This is a genomic window from Azospirillum baldaniorum (assembly GCF_003119195.2).
GTDB lineage: Bacteria > Pseudomonadota > Alphaproteobacteria > Azospirillales > Azospirillaceae > Azospirillum > Azospirillum baldaniorum.
Genome location: NZ_CP022253.1, coordinates 197,793 through 212,845, shown reverse-complemented (window position 1 = coordinate 212,845; position 15,053 = coordinate 197,793). Strand labels below are relative to the sequence as shown.

Here is a 15,053-nt window from a genome sequence, read left to right as displayed (position 1 = left end):
AATCGGGAGAGGTAGGAACTTCATGAGCGAACGTCCGACCTCGGGCCGCGTGCTCATCTACAGCCATGACACGTTCGGCCTCGGCCATCTGCGCCGCTGCCGGGCCATCGCCCATGCGCTGGTGGAACGCTACAGCAACCTGTCCGTGCTGATCCTGTCCGGCTCGCCCATCGTCGGCAGCTTCGACTTCCGCACCCGGGTGGACTTCGTGCGCATCCCCGGCGTCATCAAGCTGCGCAACGGGGAATACACGGCGCTGAACCTGCATCTGGACATCGACGAGATCCTGTCCATGCGGGCCTCGCTGATCCGCCACACGGCGGAGATCTATCAGCCCGACCTGTTCATCGTGGACAAGGAACCGCTCGGACTGCGCGGCGAGGTGCGGGAGACGCTGGAGCTTCTGAAGGGCCGCGGCGTGCCGCTGGTGCTCGGTCTGCGCGACGTGATGGACGAGCCGGCCCTGCTCGCCCCGGAGTGGGAGCGCAAGAAGGTCCTGCCGGCGCTGGAGAACCTGTACGACGAGATCTGGGCCTACGGCCTGCCGCAGATCTGCGACCCGCTGGAGGGGATCGAAGTCCCGCAGTCGGTGCGCGACAAGATGGTCTACACCGGCTACCTGCACCGCACCGTGCCTCCGGCGGTCCCGCACGGACCCGGCTTGCCGGACGAGCCCTACATCCTGGTCACCCCCGGCGGCGGCGGCGACGGCGAGGCGCTCGTCGACTGGGTGCTGCGCGCCTACGAGAGCGATCCCGGCATCCCCTACCGCGCGGTGCTGGTGTTCGGCCCCTTCATGCAGCCGGACCTCCAGGCCGAATTCCTGGCCCGTGCCGAGGCCCTGCCCAACGTCGAGGCCACCGCCTTCGAGGCGCGGATCGAGCGGCTGATGCAGGGGGCGGTGGGGGTGGTCGCCATGGGCGGCTACAACACCTTCTGCGAGATCCTGTCCTTCGACAAGAAAGCCCTGATCGTCCCGCGCGAGGTGCCGCGGCGCGAGCAGACCATCCGCGCCGCCCGCGCGCAGGAACTGGGCCTGGTCTCCGTCCTGATGGACGACGGGGTGCGCGACGCCGCGGCGATGGCGGCGGCGCTGCGCCGGCTGCCCTGGCAGGCGCCGCCCTCCTCGGTCGTGGTGCCGGGCTTGCTCGGCGGGCTGGAGAGCGTCAACCGCCTGTCGGCCCGCTACCTGCCGGAACCGTCCTCCGGACCCAGCGTTTCGGAGCGCCAATTGGCCGCCGGGGACGCCGCGTGACCGTTGCCGTCATCGTGAAGGGCTGGCCCCGCCTGTCGGAAACCTTCATTGCGCAGGAGATTTTGGGGCTGGAACGGCGGGGGTTGCGTCAACTGATCGTCAGCCTGCGTCAACCGACCGACAAGGCGGTGCACGAGTTGAACCGCCGCGTCACCGCCCCGGTGACCTATCTGCCCGAATATCTGCACGACGCGCCCGCCCGCGTGCTGCGCGCGCTGGGCGCGGCGCGGCGGCGCCCCGGCTGGCCGGCGGCGCGGGCCGCCTGGCTGGCCGACCTGCGGCGCGACCCCAGCCGCAACCGCGCGCGCCGCTTCGGCCAGGCCTGCGTTCTGGCGGCGGAACTGCCGGCGGACGTCACCTGGCTGCACACCCATTTCCTGCACACCCCGGCCAGCGTCGCGCGCTACGCAGCGCTGCTGACCGGTCTGCCCTGGAGCTTTTCCGCCCACGCCAAGGACATCTGGACCTCGCCGGACTGGGACCTGCGGGACAAGCTGGCCGAGGCCCGCTGGGGTGTCACCTGCACCGCGCTCGGCCTCGCCCGCCTGCGTGAACTTGCGCCGGAGCCGGAGCGGGTGGACCTGCTCTACCACGGCCTGGACTTCAGCCGTTTCCCCGCCCCGCCGGACGCGCGCCCGGTGCGCGACGGGTCCGACCCCGCCGACCCGGTGCGGCTGCTGTCGGTCGGGCGGGCGGTGGAGAAGAAGGGCTTCGACCTGCTGCTCGACGCGCTGGCCCGCCTGCCCGCCGGGCTGCACTGGCGCTGGACCCACATCGGCGGCGGCGACCGGCTGTCCGCGCTGAAGGCGCAGGCGGCGGCGCTGGGGCTGGAGGGGCGGATCGACTGGCAGGGGGCGAAGGCCCAGGATGCGGTGATCGCCCAGTACCGCCGCGCCGACCTGTTCGTCCTGCCCTGCCGCACCGCGCGCGACGGCGACCGCGACGGCCTGCCCAACGTGCTGATGGAGGCGCAGAGCCAGGGGCTGGCCTGCCTGTCCACCCGCGCCGCCGCGGTGGCCGAACTGATCGAGGATGGGGTCACCGGCACGCTGGTGGACCCCGAAGACCCCGCCGCGCTGGCCGGCGCTCTCGAGTCGCTGCTCCGCGGCCCGGCCCGCCGCGCGGCGCTGGGTGCGGCGGGTGCCGCGCGGGTGCGCCGCGACTTCGGCAGCGACTCGGGCATCGACCGGCTTCACGAACGTTTCACAACCGGAAACAGCCGACCGTCCTTTATGCCGTTTGGGGGATGCTGTGCATTGCACGGCGGCTGATGACGGGATAGAGTGCGGCTTTGCTCCACCTTTGCGACGTCATGTCGACTCTGTCCGCCTTTCCCGAACCGGAAATCCTTTCCTTTATCGACTTCGACGACGACAGCGATGCCGTGGCCACCAGCCACGAGCTGTCGCTGACGCGCAGCAAGCTGGGCGACATGCTCGACCTGCTGCCCGCCGGGCTGTTGATCCATCAGGAAATGGGCATCGTCTTCGCCAACCAGGAGGCGGCGCGCATCCTGGGTCAGAGCGGCGACGCCCTGGTCGGGCGCCATTTCCTGGATTTCGTCGAGGAGTCGGGCATCGACGACCAGCGGGACGCTTTCCTGCGCTGCCTGCGCCAGCGGGAGCTGGTGCGGTGCCAGGATGGGGTGATGGTGTCCACCGACGGGCAGCGCACCTGCGTCCAGGTCAGCATGTCGCCCCTGCCCTGGGACGGCTTGCCGGTCATCTACGTGCTGATCAACGACGTGACGGCGCTGAAGGAGTCGGAGGAGCGGCTGCGCCGGCTCTCGATCACCGACTCGCTGACCGGCGTGTCCAACCGCCGCCATTTCGTCGAAGCGGCGGAGCAGGAACTGGCCCGCGCCCGCCGCTATGGCCGGCCGGTCACCCTGCTGATGCTCGACCTCGACCATTTCAAGAGCATCAACGACACCCACGGCCACGCCGTGGGGGACGAGGCGCTGCGGACCTTCACCGCCGCCTGCCGCGCCCTGCTGCGGGAGAACGACCTGCTGGGCCGCACCGGCGGCGAGGAGTTCGCCATCCTGCTGCCGGAGACCGACATCGCCGGGGCGCGCATGGTGGCGGAGCGCATCCGCCGCCGCACGGCCGAACTCGCCGTTCCGGCGGGGGACGAGACGGTGCGCTTCACCGTGTCGATCGGCGTCGCCTGCTGCGCGGCCGGGACGCGCGACGTGGACGCCATGCTGTCCAGCGCGGACGAGGCGCTGTACCGTGCCAAGGCCGCCGGACGGAACCGGGTCGTCTGCGCGCGGGAACCGACCCCGTTCTGAGCGTTTTTTCCACCCTGACGCCGGGGCCGCGATGCGCATCGCCTTCTACGCCCCGCTGAAATCCCCGACCCACCCGGTGCCCTCGGGCGACCGGCGCATGGCTCGGCTGCTGATGGCCGCCTTGGAGGGGGCCGGGCATCGGGTGACGCTGGCCTGCACCTTGCGCAGCTGGGACGACGGGCGCCGTCCGGGCCGGGCGGAGCGTCTGGCGGCGCTGGGCGCGCGTTGCGCCGACCGCCTGACGGCGCGCTGGCGGGACGACCCGCCGGACCTTTGGTTCACCTATCATCTCTACCACAAGGCGCCGGACTGGATCGGTCCGGCGGTCTGCCGCCGTTTCGGCATCCCCTATGTGGTGGCTGAGGCGTCCTTCGCGGCCAAGCGGGCCGCCGGTCCCTTCGCTGCTGGCCACCGCGCCGCCGAGGCGGCGATCCGGCAGGCCGCCGCGGTCGTCAACCTCGCCGGCCACGACGCCGAGGGGGTGCTGCCGCTTCTGCAATCGCCCGACCGGCTGGTGCGGCTGCGCCCCTTCCTCGACACGTGCCCCTTCGCCGCGGCCGCCGCGGAGCGCGACCGGCACCGGGCGGCGCTGGCCGAGCGTTACGGTCTGAACCCGGACGTTCCGTGGCTGCTGACGGTCGGCATGATGCGCGGCGGCGACAAGGAACGTTCCTACGAGATTTTGGCGGAAGCCCTCTCTCCCTCCCCCGCCCAGCGGGGGAGGGGCGGGGTGGGGGCAAGTGCCTTGCCTCCCCACCACCTTCTCATCGTCGGCGACGGCCCCGCCCGCGCTCGGATCGAAGCACTGTTCGAGGGAGGCACACTTGCCCCCACCCCAACCCTCCCCCGCTCTCGGCGGACCGAAGGTCCGCCTGCCGCGTCAGCGCAAACCTTTGGTTTGCGCGAGAGCTGGGCGGGGGAGGGAGTCTTGATCCTCGGCCAGCAGGATTCGGACGCCCTCACCGCCCTCTACGCCGCGGCCGACCTGATGGTCTGGCCGGCGGTGAACGAGGCTTACGGCATGGCCCTGCTGGAGGCCCAGGCCGCCGGTCTGCCGGTGGTGGCGGGGCGGACCGGGGGGGTGCCGGACGTGGTGCGCGACGGGGTGACCGGGCTGTTGCCGCCGGTGGGCGACGCCGAGGCCTTCGCCGCCGCCATCCGGGCGCTGCTCGACGACCCTGGGAGGCGACGCCGCTTCGGCGAGGCCGCGCGCCGCATCGCCGAAGCGGAGCACGATCTGCGCAACGCGGTGGCGGTTCTGGACGGAGTCGTCCGGCGCGCCGCTCGGAAAGGGAGCCCATGACCGACCTCATCATCCTGCGCCACGGGCCGACCGCCTGGAACGCCGCGCACCGTCTCCAGGGCGGCATCGACGAGCCGCTGTCCGACGAAGGCCGCGCCCGAGTCGCCACCTGGAGGCTGCCGCCGGACGTCCTGGACTACCGCTGGGTCGCCAGCCCGAAGCGGCGGGCCTGGGAGACGGCGCGACTGCTCGGCCTCGACCCGGCGCCGGAACCGCGCCTCGTCGAGATGGGCTGGGGGGAATGGGAAGGCCGCCTGCTGGAGGAGCTGCGGTCGAGCGGCGCCCTGACCGCGGACCGCGAGCGGATGGGCCTCGACTTCCGGGCGCCGGGTGGCGAAAGCCCGCGCGACGTGCAGAGCCGGCTGATCCCCTGGCTGGCCGAGGTGGGCGCCGGGGGCGTGCCGACCGGGGCGGTGGCCCACAACGGGGTGATGCGGGCGCTCTACGCGCTGGCCACCGGCTGGGACATGGTGGGCAAGCCGGCCCACCGCCTGACCGACGGCTGCGCCCACCGCTTCCGGGTGGCGGAGGACGGGGCGCCGTCGGTCGTGGCGATGAACGTGCCGCTGACCGAGCGGTGAGTCAGCGGATCACGCGTTGAGATCACATGGCGAGATCACACGGCGAAATCACACGGCGAGATCGACCATCACCGGAACATGGTCGGAGGGCTTGGGCTCCCAGCCGCGGGCCTCGCGCAGGACGCGGTGGCCGGTCAGCGCGTCCTTCAGCGGCGGGGTGACCCAGATGTGGTCCAGCCGCCGGCCGCGGTCGGAGGCCGCCCAGTCCTTCGCGCGGTAGCTCCACCACGTGTAAAGCTTTTCCGTGGGCGGAACGAAATGGCGCAGTGCGTCGACCCAGCCGATGGACGCCTGCATCGCCGTCAGCTTCGCCACCTCCACCGGGGTGTGGGAGACGATCTTCAGAAGCTCCTTGTGGCTCCAGACGTCGTTCTCCAGCGGCGCGATGTTCAGGTCGCCGACCATGACCATGCGGCGGTCCGGGCTGCGCCGGGTCGTCCACCACTCGGTCATTTCGTCCACGAATTGAAGCTTGTGGGCGAACTTGTCGTTCTGTTCCGGATCCGGAATGTCCCCGCCCGCCGGGATGTAGACGCTGTGCAGCTCGATCCCGCCGGGCAGTTCGGCGAAGACGTGGCGGCAGTCCTGCTTGCCGCACCAGTGCTGCACGTCGCGCGACGCGAAGGGCAGCTTCGACAGGATGGCGACGCCGTTGTAGCTCTTCATCCCGTGGATGTGGGCGTGGACGTAGCCCTTCTCGGCCAGGGGGGCCATCGGGAAGTCGGTGTCGACGACCTTGGTCTCCTGCAGGCAGATGACGTCCGGCTGCGCCTCGTCGATGAGGCGCAGCAGCAGGTCCATCCGCATGCGGACGGAGTTGATGTTCCAGGTGGCGATGCGCATCGTCCGGTTGTCCGTATTCCCGATGTCAGGCGATGGTGACGGCGATGGAGCCGACGCCCTCGACCGCGCCTTCCAGCCGGTCGCCGGCGACCACCGGGCCGACGCCCTCCGGCGTGCCGGTGTAGATCAGGTCGCCCGGCTGAAGCTCGACCAGACCCGACAGGTAGGAAATCGTTTCGGACACCGACCAGATCAGGTCGGCCAGATCGCCCTTCTGGCGCAGCTCCCCGTTGACCGACAGCGTCACCGAGCCCTTGTCGGGGTGGCCGATGTCGGCGGCGCGGCGCAGCGTGCCGCAGGGGGCGGACTGGTCGAAGCCCTTGCCCATGTCCCAGGGCTTGCCTTCCTTCTTCGCCGCGTTCTGCAGGTCGCGACGGGTCATGTCCAGCCCCACGCCATAACCGTAGACATGGTCCAGCGCGCGCTCCACCGGGATGTCGCGCCCGCCGGTGCCGATGGCCACGACCAGCTCGATCTCATGGTGCAGGTTGGCGGTCCGGGGCGGGTAGAGGATGGCCGTGCCGTCGGCGACGATGGCGTCGGCGGGCTTCATGAAGAAGAACGGCGGCTCGCGGTCCGGATCGGCGCCCATCTCGCGCGCGTGGGCGGCGTAGTTGCGGCCGACGCAGTAGATGCGGCGGACCGGGAACGGATCGCCGCCGGCGACCGGAACGGTGGGCTGGGGCCACAGGGGAACGGCGTAGGCCATGGCGCGCCTTTCTTTCGGAGGGGTGCGGTTCGGGCAACCACCCTACCGGAAAGAGCACCAGAAAAAAGCCCCAGCCGTTGGGCCGGGGCTTTGGCGCGAAGACGCCCGGTCTGGGGGGGACCGGGCGTCGGAAGCTCCGTTTTCGGAACCCGTCTGCGGCAGGGGAATGAACCGTCGGCGGGCAACCGCGCCGGCATGCCTGTTTCCGGGGGGTCCGGGGTCAGGAGCGCGATCACTTCATAGGGCTAGAGGTGGAGCCGCTTCCGGGCGGAACCAATGCGTAACGGGAATGGGTGCTATGCATACGAGGCGGATTGTGTGGTTCTTGCTGACAAAATCGGCACCTGCCTGCATTTTACACGACCAATAGACTAGTCAATAAACGACGGCTTTCACGTTGACCGACATCGACCGCCCCACCCCCTCGGACCGGCGCACCCGCCAGCGTCCGAGCAAGACCGGAAAGATGGCCCTCGGCCCTCTGCCGGAGCTCGTCGGCTACAATCTGCGCAAGGCGCAGGTGGCCGTGTTCCAGAGCTTCCAGAACGCCGTGGCGCCCCACGACATGACGCCGGGGCAATTCGGCGTCCTGATCATGATCAAGGAGAACGAGGGCTTGTCGCAGTCCGACCTGGGCTCGGCGGTGGGCATCGACCGTTCGACCATGGTCGCGGTCATCGACCGGCTCGAGTCGCGCGGCCTCGTCATCCGGGCGCCCTCGCCCAACGACCGCCGCTCCTACGCGCTCCGCCTGTCCCCGGAAGGGGAGAAGCTGCTGGACGAGCTGATTCCGCGCATCCAGGCCCATGACAAGGCCATGGTGAAGGATCTCTCGGCCGAGGAGCAGGCGCAGCTCATCGACTTCCTCCGCCGCATCTCGCGGGCCGGCTGAAGCCGTTGGGGTAAGGGCGGCGTGCCCAAATCCTGGGCACGCGGCACTCGCCAATTGTTGACCTAATCTATTGTCCTGAAACCATCTTTCAGGAAAGGCGCCGTCGCGCCCGGTCGGCGGCGGCGCTTCCGAAGGCGCGCAGGATCGCCGCTGACAGCGGGTTCTCCCAGAACCGCCATTCCGGGTGCCATTGCACGGCCAGCGCGAAGGCCGGAGCCCCCGCCACCCGCACCGCCTCGACCAGCCCGTCCTCGGCCATCGCCTCCACGATCAGCCCGTCGGCCAGCCGGTCGACGCCCTGCCCGTGCAGAGAGTTGACGGTCACCGCCGCGGCACCGCCGGCCAGCCTTTCCAGCACGCCGCCGGGGGTCAGCCGCACGCTGTGCGACGGCCCGTACTGCACGGCCAGCGGCGCCTCCTTGTCCTCGCGGTGGTTGGCGTAGCCCGGCACCTCGTGCACCCGCTGGTGCAACGTGCCGCCCAGCGCCACGTTCAACTCCTGGAAGCCGCGGCAGATGCCCAGCAGCGGCACGCCCATCTCCAGCGCGGCGCGGATCAGCGGCAGGGTGGTGTCGTCGCGCTCCGGGTCGTGCAGGGTGCCCGGCTCGCTGGGTGACCCGCCGTAGCGGTGCGGCTCGACGTTCGACGGGCTTCCGGTGACCAGCAGCCCGTCGAGCCGTCCGGCCACGTCGTCCATGTCCAGCGCCGTCCCCAGCGCCGGGATCAGCAGCGGCATGCCGCCGGCCCCGTCCGACACCGCGCGCACATACTTGTCGCCGACGACGTGGAAGGGATGCTCGCCCATCATGCGGGCGCAGGCGGGAACGCCGATCAGCGGCTTGCGGTTCATGGTGGGAAGGACCTCCAGACAGGATTCCGGACCGCTCCGGAAGGCGGCGGACAGGCGATTATGCGCCGCCGCCGCGCGCCGCGCCAGAGGCCCGCCGCCAAGCACAAAGGGGATGCGGGGACAGAATTGTGTTGATTCGCATGCGAATTTGTCCCATATGCCCCCCTCCTCCGCGCCACCTGCGCGGAACATCTGCTGATGGGGGAGAACGATGGCGAAGACCGCTTCTCTCTTCCAATTGGGGATGGACTTGGGAAGCGATCCAAGGAAAGCCCAAACGGAAGGTCAAATCTCCAACCGGACCAACGTGACTTCTGGTCCCTGGAGGGAATCTCAAGACGACCGCAAGGACCATTTCATCGTCCGCGATGGCAAGGTCTGCGCCGGCACCCATCTGATCGTCGATCTGTGGGGTGCCGAACGTCTGGACGAGCTGGACCATGTCCGTTCCACGCTGATCGAGTCTGTGGAGGTGGCGGGGGCGACGCTCCTGCACATCCACCTGCACCATTTCACGCCGAACGGCGGCATCTCCGGCGTGGCGGTGCTCGCCGAGTCGCACATCAGCATCCACACCTGGCCGGAACGCGGCTACGCCGCGCTGGACATCTTCATGTGCGGCGACGCCCAGCCCATGAAGGCCATCCCGGTGCTGGAGCGCGCCTTCAAGCCCACGGGCGTGAAGTGCGACGAGCTGCTGCGCGGCGAAACCGGGTCATGAGCGACTCCGGCTCCGGCTGGTACGACGAGACGTTGCATACGGACGTGGCCCAGCGCCTGCGCATGGGCCGCGTCCTGCACCGCGACCGCACCGGCCTCCAGGACCTGGTGATCTTCGAGAACCCGGTGCTGGGCCGCGTGATGGCGCTCGACGGCGTCGTCCAGACCACCGAAGGCGACGAATTCGTCTACCACGAGATGCTGACCCATGTGCCGATCCTGGCGCATGGGCGCGTCCGCCGCGTCCTGATCGTCGGCGGCGGCGACGGCGGCATGCTGCGCCGCTGCCTGGAGCACAAGGCGGTGGAACGGGTGACGATGGTGGAGATCGACCGCTCCGTGGTCGACCTGTCCATCGCCCATCTGCCGTCGATCAGCGCCGGCGCCTTCGACAACCCGCGCGCCGATCTGGTGATCGCCGACGGCTGCGCCTTCGTCAAGGAGACCACGGAGCGGTTCGACGTCGTCATCGTCGATTCCACCGACCCCCACGGACCGGGCGCCGTCCTCTTCACCGAGGACTTCTACGCCGACTGCAAGGCGCGGCTGACCCCCGGCGGCGTGCTGGTCACCCAGAACGGCGTGCCGTTCCTCCAGCCGGGCGAGTTGAAGGACAGTCACCGGCGGCTGGGCCGGCTGTTCGGCGACGCCGGCTTCTTCGTGGCGCCGGTGCCCAGCTATTACGGTGGCTTCATGGCCTTCGGCTGGGCCACCGACGACGCGGCGCTGCGCCGCCAGACGGCGGAGGCGATCCGCCCGCGCTTCGCGGCGGCGGGGCTGACCACCCGCTACTACACGCCCGACATCCACGTCGCCAGCTTCGCCCTGCCGGCCTTCATGCTGGACGCGCTGAAGTAGGGTTTATGGCGGCTGGAACCCCGGCGGCTTGGCCGCCGCCGGGCAGGCGTTGGCGGGCAGGGTTTCCGAATCCACGAACTGGGCGGCGACAGCCACGGCGCAGTCCTCCGACGCGGTGACCAGATGCCCGGCGCTGCGGAAGACCAGATGCCGGCTTTTCGGCAGGGTCGTCGCGGCGCGCTCCGCCCACTCCGGCGGGGTCAGCGGGTCGTAGGCGCCGGACAGCAGGAGCACCGGCACCGGGCTGGCCACCGGCAGCCGCTCCGACGCCTCCTGCGCGGCGGCGGGCCATTGGGCGCAGACGCGCCGGCCGGGATCGTCGGCGGTGACGGCGCCGTAGGGAGCGAAGCGGCGCGCGGCGTCGGCCAGCCGCAGCGGGTCGGCGGGGTTCACCGTCTCGCGGCATTCGATGGAGAAGGCCATGCCTTCCGCCGAGTCGGGGTCGCCCAGCCAGGGGGCGGGCACCCAGTCGGACAGGCGGTCGTACCGCCCACGCCACGCCCGTTCGATCAGGGCGGGCAGGCGGGGCACGCTCTCGCCCTCGGCCATCGCCTCCAGCAGGGCCGACAGGGCGGCGCCGCTGTCCAGCCGCGCCCAGCGCGGAATCTCCGGATCGCCCACCGGCACGTCCACCGGGGCCTTGCCCAGCCGCTCCACCAGCTCCAGCAGATGGCGTTCCAGGTCCGGATAGGCGGCGCGGCACACGCGGTTGGCCGCGCAATCGTCGAACAGCCGCTTGAACGCGCGGTGCGCCAGCCAGGGCGCCTCCTCCGTCGCGTTGACGTCGGGCGGGTAGATGGAGTCGAGCACCGCTGTGCGCACCCGCCCGCCGTGGCGCCGTAAAATCTCCAGCCCCACCCGCGTGCCGTAGGACACGGCGAACAGGTTGACCCGCTGCGCCCCCAGCGCCGCGGCGACGTCCATGGCGTCGTCGGCGGCGATGGGGGTGGTGAACATCGCGCCGTCGAGCCCGGCGGCGGTGAAGCGGTCGCGGCAGGCGGCGATGGCCGTCCGCTCCAGCGTGGCGCGGCGGTCCCGCGACACCGGACGCAGGCGGGGCGAGGCGCCCAGCACGTCCAGCTCCGGGCAGTCGGTGTCCGGCTCGGCCCGCCCGACGCCGCGCGGGTCGAACAGCACGACGTGGCGCGACCGGCGGAACCCGGCGGTCAGCGACCACCACACCTCCATCCGCTCCTCCACCGCCTCGCCGCTGCCGAAGGGGGAGGCGCCGGGGCCGCCCTCCAGGAACAGGACCGGGTCGGGGGACGGCTGCTTGGCGGTGGAGAGCAGGACGACGACCGGCAGGCGGAAGGCCCGCGTCGCCGGCCGGTCGCGCCGGTCGGGCACACCGACGGTCCCGCACAGCGCGGCCTCGCCCTCCGGCACGGAGAACCAGCAAGGGCCGGGCACGAAGCGGGGGTCGGCCTTGGCCGGCGCCGGGGCCAGCGCGGGCGCCAGCGTCACCGCCAGCAGGGCGGCGGCCAGAGTCCCCAACCACCGATGATGGGCGCGTCTCGTCACGCGGGTCGATCGTCCTCAGCAGCGAAAGGGCGGGCGGGGATCGGCCGGGCGATGGTCCATCCACCGGTCCCACCACTTTTGATGCTTTCTCTTTGACCCAGCGGGGCGGGCTTGTCCAGGACAAGAGGAATTCCGTCCGTCCAGGCCCTCGCACCCTCAGCCTCGGGACGAGCCCATCCGGACGGCGCTCCGCTCCACCGGCTTGGCGCGGCTCCGCTCCCGCCACAGGGCGGGGATGGCGAGGCTGGCGACGCTGGCGAGCAGCAGGACCGCCTTGGTGAGCTGGTTGAAGGGGCCGCCGAACAGGTCGATCAGCAGGATCGCGTAGGCGACCAGGACGTGGAACAGGTAGACCTGCAGCGAGTGCCGCCCCAGCAGCCGGAGGAAGGGCAGGTTGAACAGCGCGGTGAGCAGCCGGGCGGTGCCGGCGGCGACCGGGTGGGACGACCGCGGCCCGGCGATGAGCAGCCAGGACACGGCATAGGCCAGCGCCGCGAAGTTCGCGAGGTAGACGAGGCTGAACTCCGTGCGGTCGACGTAGCGCAGGAAACGCTCGCCGACGATCGGGCTGACCAGCTCATGGACGAAGGACAGGTGCCAAGCCGCGCAGACCACCACAGTGACCAGCGCCGGAACCAGCCAGGGCGGCCGCTCGACCGGGAACCAGCGGTCGGTGTCGAAGCGGCCCCGCTGCACGGCGCTGCCGATCAGCAGCCCGGCGACGTAGAGCACCTGCCAGGCGAGCGGGTTGAACGGCCCGCGCACCGCCAGCCCGTCGCTGAGCCGCCCCAGCCCGTCGTCGAGCGCGCTCAGCACCGGCACATGCAGGCCCATCTGCACGGCGGCCCACAGCGCGGCGCTGCCCAGCGCGACCTTGCGGGCGTGGCCGTCGAGGATCAGGCGGAGCAGCAGCGGCGTCGCCGCGAGGTAGAGGATGTACTGGATCAGCAGATCCGTGAAGGTCGGGGAATGCAGAAGGAGTGCGCTCGCCAGCAGGGTGCCGGGCTCCAGCCAGGCCAGATGCCCGAGGAAGCCGCCCAGCGGCTCCCGCGCGCCGGGGACCAACACCACCATGGCGGTGACCAGCGCGATCACCAGCATGGTCGAGACGTACAGCTCGCGGGCGCGGGCGAACAGGCGCCGCCGGGCCGCCTCGGGCGACCGCTGGGTCCAGACGCGGGTGTAGTACATCCCGGCGACGATGCCCGACAGCAGAACGAAACCCTGGGCGTCCTGCACATAGCCGAGTTCGGCGTGGTTGACCTTGGCCAGAAGCACGCCGCCGGCCAGCACCACGTGGTTCACCATCATGAAGACGAGGAAATAGCCCCGCAGCCCGTCGAGCGTCGCGGAGCGGCTCATCGGGCGACGCTCCGCCGCGGCGGCCGGGTTGCGGGGGAAACGGCCGTTTTCATCGGTGCGTGGCGCATCTGTCGCGTCTCCGTCGCTGGTGTTGGCGCTCCTCGGGTCGCCCCATATTCGTCGTTAACGGATCGTTAATCCTTGGCCGAAGCCGTCCGGGAGAGCCTTTTCGAACAAAGGCTTCCCCGGACCGGTTCCGGATTCAGGCTTCAGGCGTTCAGGCCGCCGTCCACCGTCAGGGTGGCCCCGGAGATCTGGCGGGCCGCCGGGCTGGCCAGGAAGGCCACCGCCGCCGCCACGTCCTCCGGCTGGCCGTAACGGCCGAGCGGCGTCTGCGAGCGCAGGATTTCGGCGTGGGCGCCGTCGGCGGGATTCATGTCGGTGTTGGTCGCTCCCGGCTGGACCAGATTGACCGTGATGTCGCGCGGGCCGAGTTCGCGGGCAAGGCCGTGTGTCAGGGCGGTCTGCGCCGACTTGGTCATCGAATAGATGGTGACGCCCGGGGCGGTGATGCGGTCGGCGAGGCACGACCCGATGAAGACGATGCGCCCCCCGTCCTTGAGATGCGGGATGGCCGCCTGCGCCACCAGTACCGCCGCGCGCACGTTGACGTTCAGAAGCGCGTCGATGTCGGCGAGGCTCATCTCTGCGACCATGCCCTGGCGGGCGATGCCGGCGTTGTTGACCAGGATGTCGAGGCCGCCGAGCGCTTCCACCGTCCGGCCGACCAGGGCCGCCATGGCCGACGGATCGGCGCTGTCGGCCTGGATGGCGACCGCGCGCCGGCCCTTTGCCTCGATCGCCCGGACGACCTCGGCGGCGCGCTCGGCCGACCGCTCGTAGGAGATCGCCACATCCGCACCCTTGTCGGCGAGCGCCAGCGCGATGGCGGCGCCGATGCCCCGCGAACCGCCTGTCACCAGGGCGCGCTTGCCAACCAACTCACCACTCGGCTCAACCATGATCCAGCCTTTCTGTGTCGTTCGATACAAAAATAGCTAGAGGCGCTCGGCGCATCGGTCAATGGTTTTTGTACTGATCGACACAAAAATAGAACGCCGCTGTCCGAGGCCATTGCCCACACGCGGCGGCGGGATTAAATAGTGATCGATGCAGAAATCACGCCCGACCCCGCCCACCGACGACAGGACCGCTCAGACGGCCGGCACGCCGCCCGTCCGCGGGCGCGGACGGCCGCGCGCCTTCGACCGCGAGGCCGCCCTGACCCAGGCGACCCGCCTGTTCTGGACCAAGGGCTACGAGGCGACCTCCATCGCCGACCTGACGGAGGCCATGGGGATCGGCTCGCCCAGCCTCTACGCCGCCTTCGGCTCCAAGGAGGCGCTCTACGTCGAGGCGGTGAACCATTACCGCAAAAGCTACGAGGGGCTGGTCTGGGGGCGCTTCTTCACCGCCGGCACCGCCCGCGAGGCGGCCATGGGGCTGCTGATGGACTCGGCCGCGGCGCTCACCGGCTGTCGCGGCGACATCCCGCGCGGCTGCATGGTGACGCTCTCCGCGGTCGGCAGCGAGGGGCACGCCGAGCTGGGCGAGGTGGTGCGGTCGGCGCGCGCCTCGGCGGTCGGCATCCTGACGGAGCGTCTGACGCGCGCCGTGGCCGAGGGCGAGATCCCGGCCTCGGTCGATCTCCACGCGCTCGCCCGCTTCGTGCAGACGGTGCAGGCCGGCATGTCGATCCTCGCCCGCGACGGCGCGGAGCGCGCCGAACTGGAGGCCGTGGCCGAGGTCGCCATGCTGGGCTGGGACGCCCGCGTCGGCCGCCGCCCGGCCCCCTGAGCGTTCCGGACGCGTCCGGCGTCGCTCACGGGGGTCGGCTTCGCCTGCAAGCGAACAGGCGAAGCCGAC

At 70.8% G+C, this 15,053-nt stretch carries 15 protein-coding genes; 9 read left to right on the top strand and 6 right to left on the bottom strand.

Going from position 1 to position 15,053, the window contains the following annotated elements; translation table 11 throughout:
* Positions 1–22: 22 nt before the first annotated feature.
* Genes Sp245p_RS00915 through Sp245p_RS00895 form a run of 5 tightly spaced genes read left to right on the top strand, consistent with a single transcriptional unit; the run spans position 23 to position 5,432 of the window.
* Positions 23–1,255 carry a glycosyltransferase family protein gene (locus tag Sp245p_RS00915; protein ID WP_014238971.1) on the top strand — a complete coding sequence of 411 codons (1,233 nt, stop codon included), beginning with the start codon at positions 23–25 and terminating at the stop codon, positions 1,253–1,255.
* The gene (locus tag Sp245p_RS00910; RefSeq protein WP_014238972.1) at positions 1,252–2,526 is read left to right on the top strand and encodes a glycosyltransferase; all 1,275 of its coding nucleotides are present in this window, start codon (positions 1,252–1,254) and stop codon (positions 2,524–2,526) included. Before Sp245p_RS00915 ends, Sp245p_RS00910 begins: the two co-directional genes overlap by 4 nt.
* A gap of 41 nt (positions 2,527–2,567) precedes the next feature.
* Positions 2,568–3,548: a sensor domain-containing diguanylate cyclase gene (locus tag Sp245p_RS00905; protein WP_014238973.1), complete on the top strand. Its 981-nt coding sequence runs from the start codon at positions 2,568–2,570 to the stop codon at positions 3,546–3,548.
* Between the two features lie 31 nt (positions 3,549–3,579).
* On the top strand, positions 3,580–4,851 hold the full coding sequence (locus Sp245p_RS00900; RefSeq protein ID WP_014238974.1) for a glycosyltransferase family 4 protein: 1,272 nt from the start codon (positions 3,580–3,582) through the stop codon (positions 4,849–4,851).
* Positions 4,848–5,432 (top strand): histidine phosphatase family protein, encoded by a 585-nt coding sequence (locus Sp245p_RS00895; protein WP_014238975.1) that lies wholly within the window; start codon positions 4,848–4,850, stop codon positions 5,430–5,432. The genes Sp245p_RS00900 and Sp245p_RS00895 overlap by 4 nt, the downstream gene beginning before the upstream one ends.
* A 48-nt stretch (positions 5,433–5,480) precedes the next feature.
* Here the strand turns inward: Sp245p_RS00895 and xth are convergent, their stop codons facing one another.
* The gene (gene xth, locus Sp245p_RS00890) at positions 5,481–6,275 is read right to left on the bottom strand and encodes an exodeoxyribonuclease III (protein WP_014238976.1); all 795 of its coding nucleotides are present in this window, start codon (positions 6,273–6,275) and stop codon (positions 5,481–5,483) included.
* A 25-nt stretch (positions 6,276–6,300) separates the two neighbouring features.
* A complete protein-coding gene (locus Sp245p_RS00885; protein ID WP_014238977.1) occupies positions 6,301–6,984 on the bottom strand; it encodes a fumarylacetoacetate hydrolase family protein in 684 nt (227 codons plus the stop codon).
* A gap of 397 nt (positions 6,985–7,381) precedes the next feature.
* Between Sp245p_RS00885 and Sp245p_RS00880 the strand changes: the two genes are divergently transcribed.
* Complete coding sequence (locus tag Sp245p_RS00880) at positions 7,382–7,876, top strand: MarR family winged helix-turn-helix transcriptional regulator (RefSeq protein ID WP_014238979.1); 495 nt, start codon at positions 7,382–7,384, stop codon at positions 7,874–7,876.
* 88 nt (positions 7,877–7,964) lie between these two features.
* On the opposite strand, the gene Sp245p_RS00875 is transcribed toward Sp245p_RS00880, so the two are convergent.
* Positions 7,965–8,726 (bottom strand): gamma-glutamyl-gamma-aminobutyrate hydrolase family protein, encoded by a 762-nt coding sequence (locus tag Sp245p_RS00875; RefSeq protein ID WP_014238980.1) that lies wholly within the window; start codon positions 8,724–8,726, stop codon positions 7,965–7,967.
* A 307-nt stretch (positions 8,727–9,033) separates the two neighbouring features.
* On the opposite strand from Sp245p_RS00875, the gene speD reads away from it, so the two are divergent.
* Both speD and speE read left to right on the top strand, forming a co-directional pair.
* Positions 9,034–9,447, top strand: a complete 414-nt coding sequence (speD, locus tag Sp245p_RS00870) for an adenosylmethionine decarboxylase (protein ID WP_236778146.1) — start codon at positions 9,034–9,036, stop codon at positions 9,445–9,447.
* Positions 9,444–10,304, top strand: a complete 861-nt coding sequence (gene speE, locus Sp245p_RS00865) for a polyamine aminopropyltransferase (RefSeq protein WP_014238982.1) — start codon at positions 9,444–9,446, stop codon at positions 10,302–10,304. The genes speD and speE overlap by 4 nt, the downstream gene beginning before the upstream one ends.
* Positions 10,305–10,307: 3 nt before the next feature.
* Here the strand turns inward: speE and Sp245p_RS00860 are convergent, their stop codons facing one another.
* From Sp245p_RS00860 to Sp245p_RS00850, 3 genes are all read right to left on the bottom strand, one after another.
* Positions 10,308–11,825, bottom strand: coding sequence for an alpha/beta hydrolase (locus Sp245p_RS00860; protein WP_244947728.1), 1,518 nt, complete (start codon positions 11,823–11,825; stop codon positions 10,308–10,310).
* Between the two features lie 156 nt (positions 11,826–11,981).
* Positions 11,982–13,187 carry an OpgC family protein gene (locus Sp245p_RS00855; protein WP_014238984.1) on the bottom strand — a complete coding sequence of 402 codons (1,206 nt, stop codon included), beginning with the start codon at positions 13,185–13,187 and terminating at the stop codon, positions 11,982–11,984.
* 209 nt (positions 13,188–13,396) lie between these two features.
* Positions 13,397–14,149: an SDR family NAD(P)-dependent oxidoreductase gene (locus tag Sp245p_RS00850; protein WP_014238985.1), complete on the bottom strand. Its 753-nt coding sequence runs from the start codon at positions 14,147–14,149 to the stop codon at positions 13,397–13,399.
* A gap of 148 nt (positions 14,150–14,297) precedes the next feature.
* On the opposite strand from Sp245p_RS00850, the gene Sp245p_RS00845 reads away from it, so the two are divergent.
* Positions 14,298–14,984 (top strand): TetR/AcrR family transcriptional regulator, encoded by a 687-nt coding sequence (locus Sp245p_RS00845; RefSeq protein ID WP_014238986.1) that lies wholly within the window; start codon positions 14,298–14,300, stop codon positions 14,982–14,984.
* The last annotated feature ends 69 nt before the right edge of the window (positions 14,985–15,053 follow it).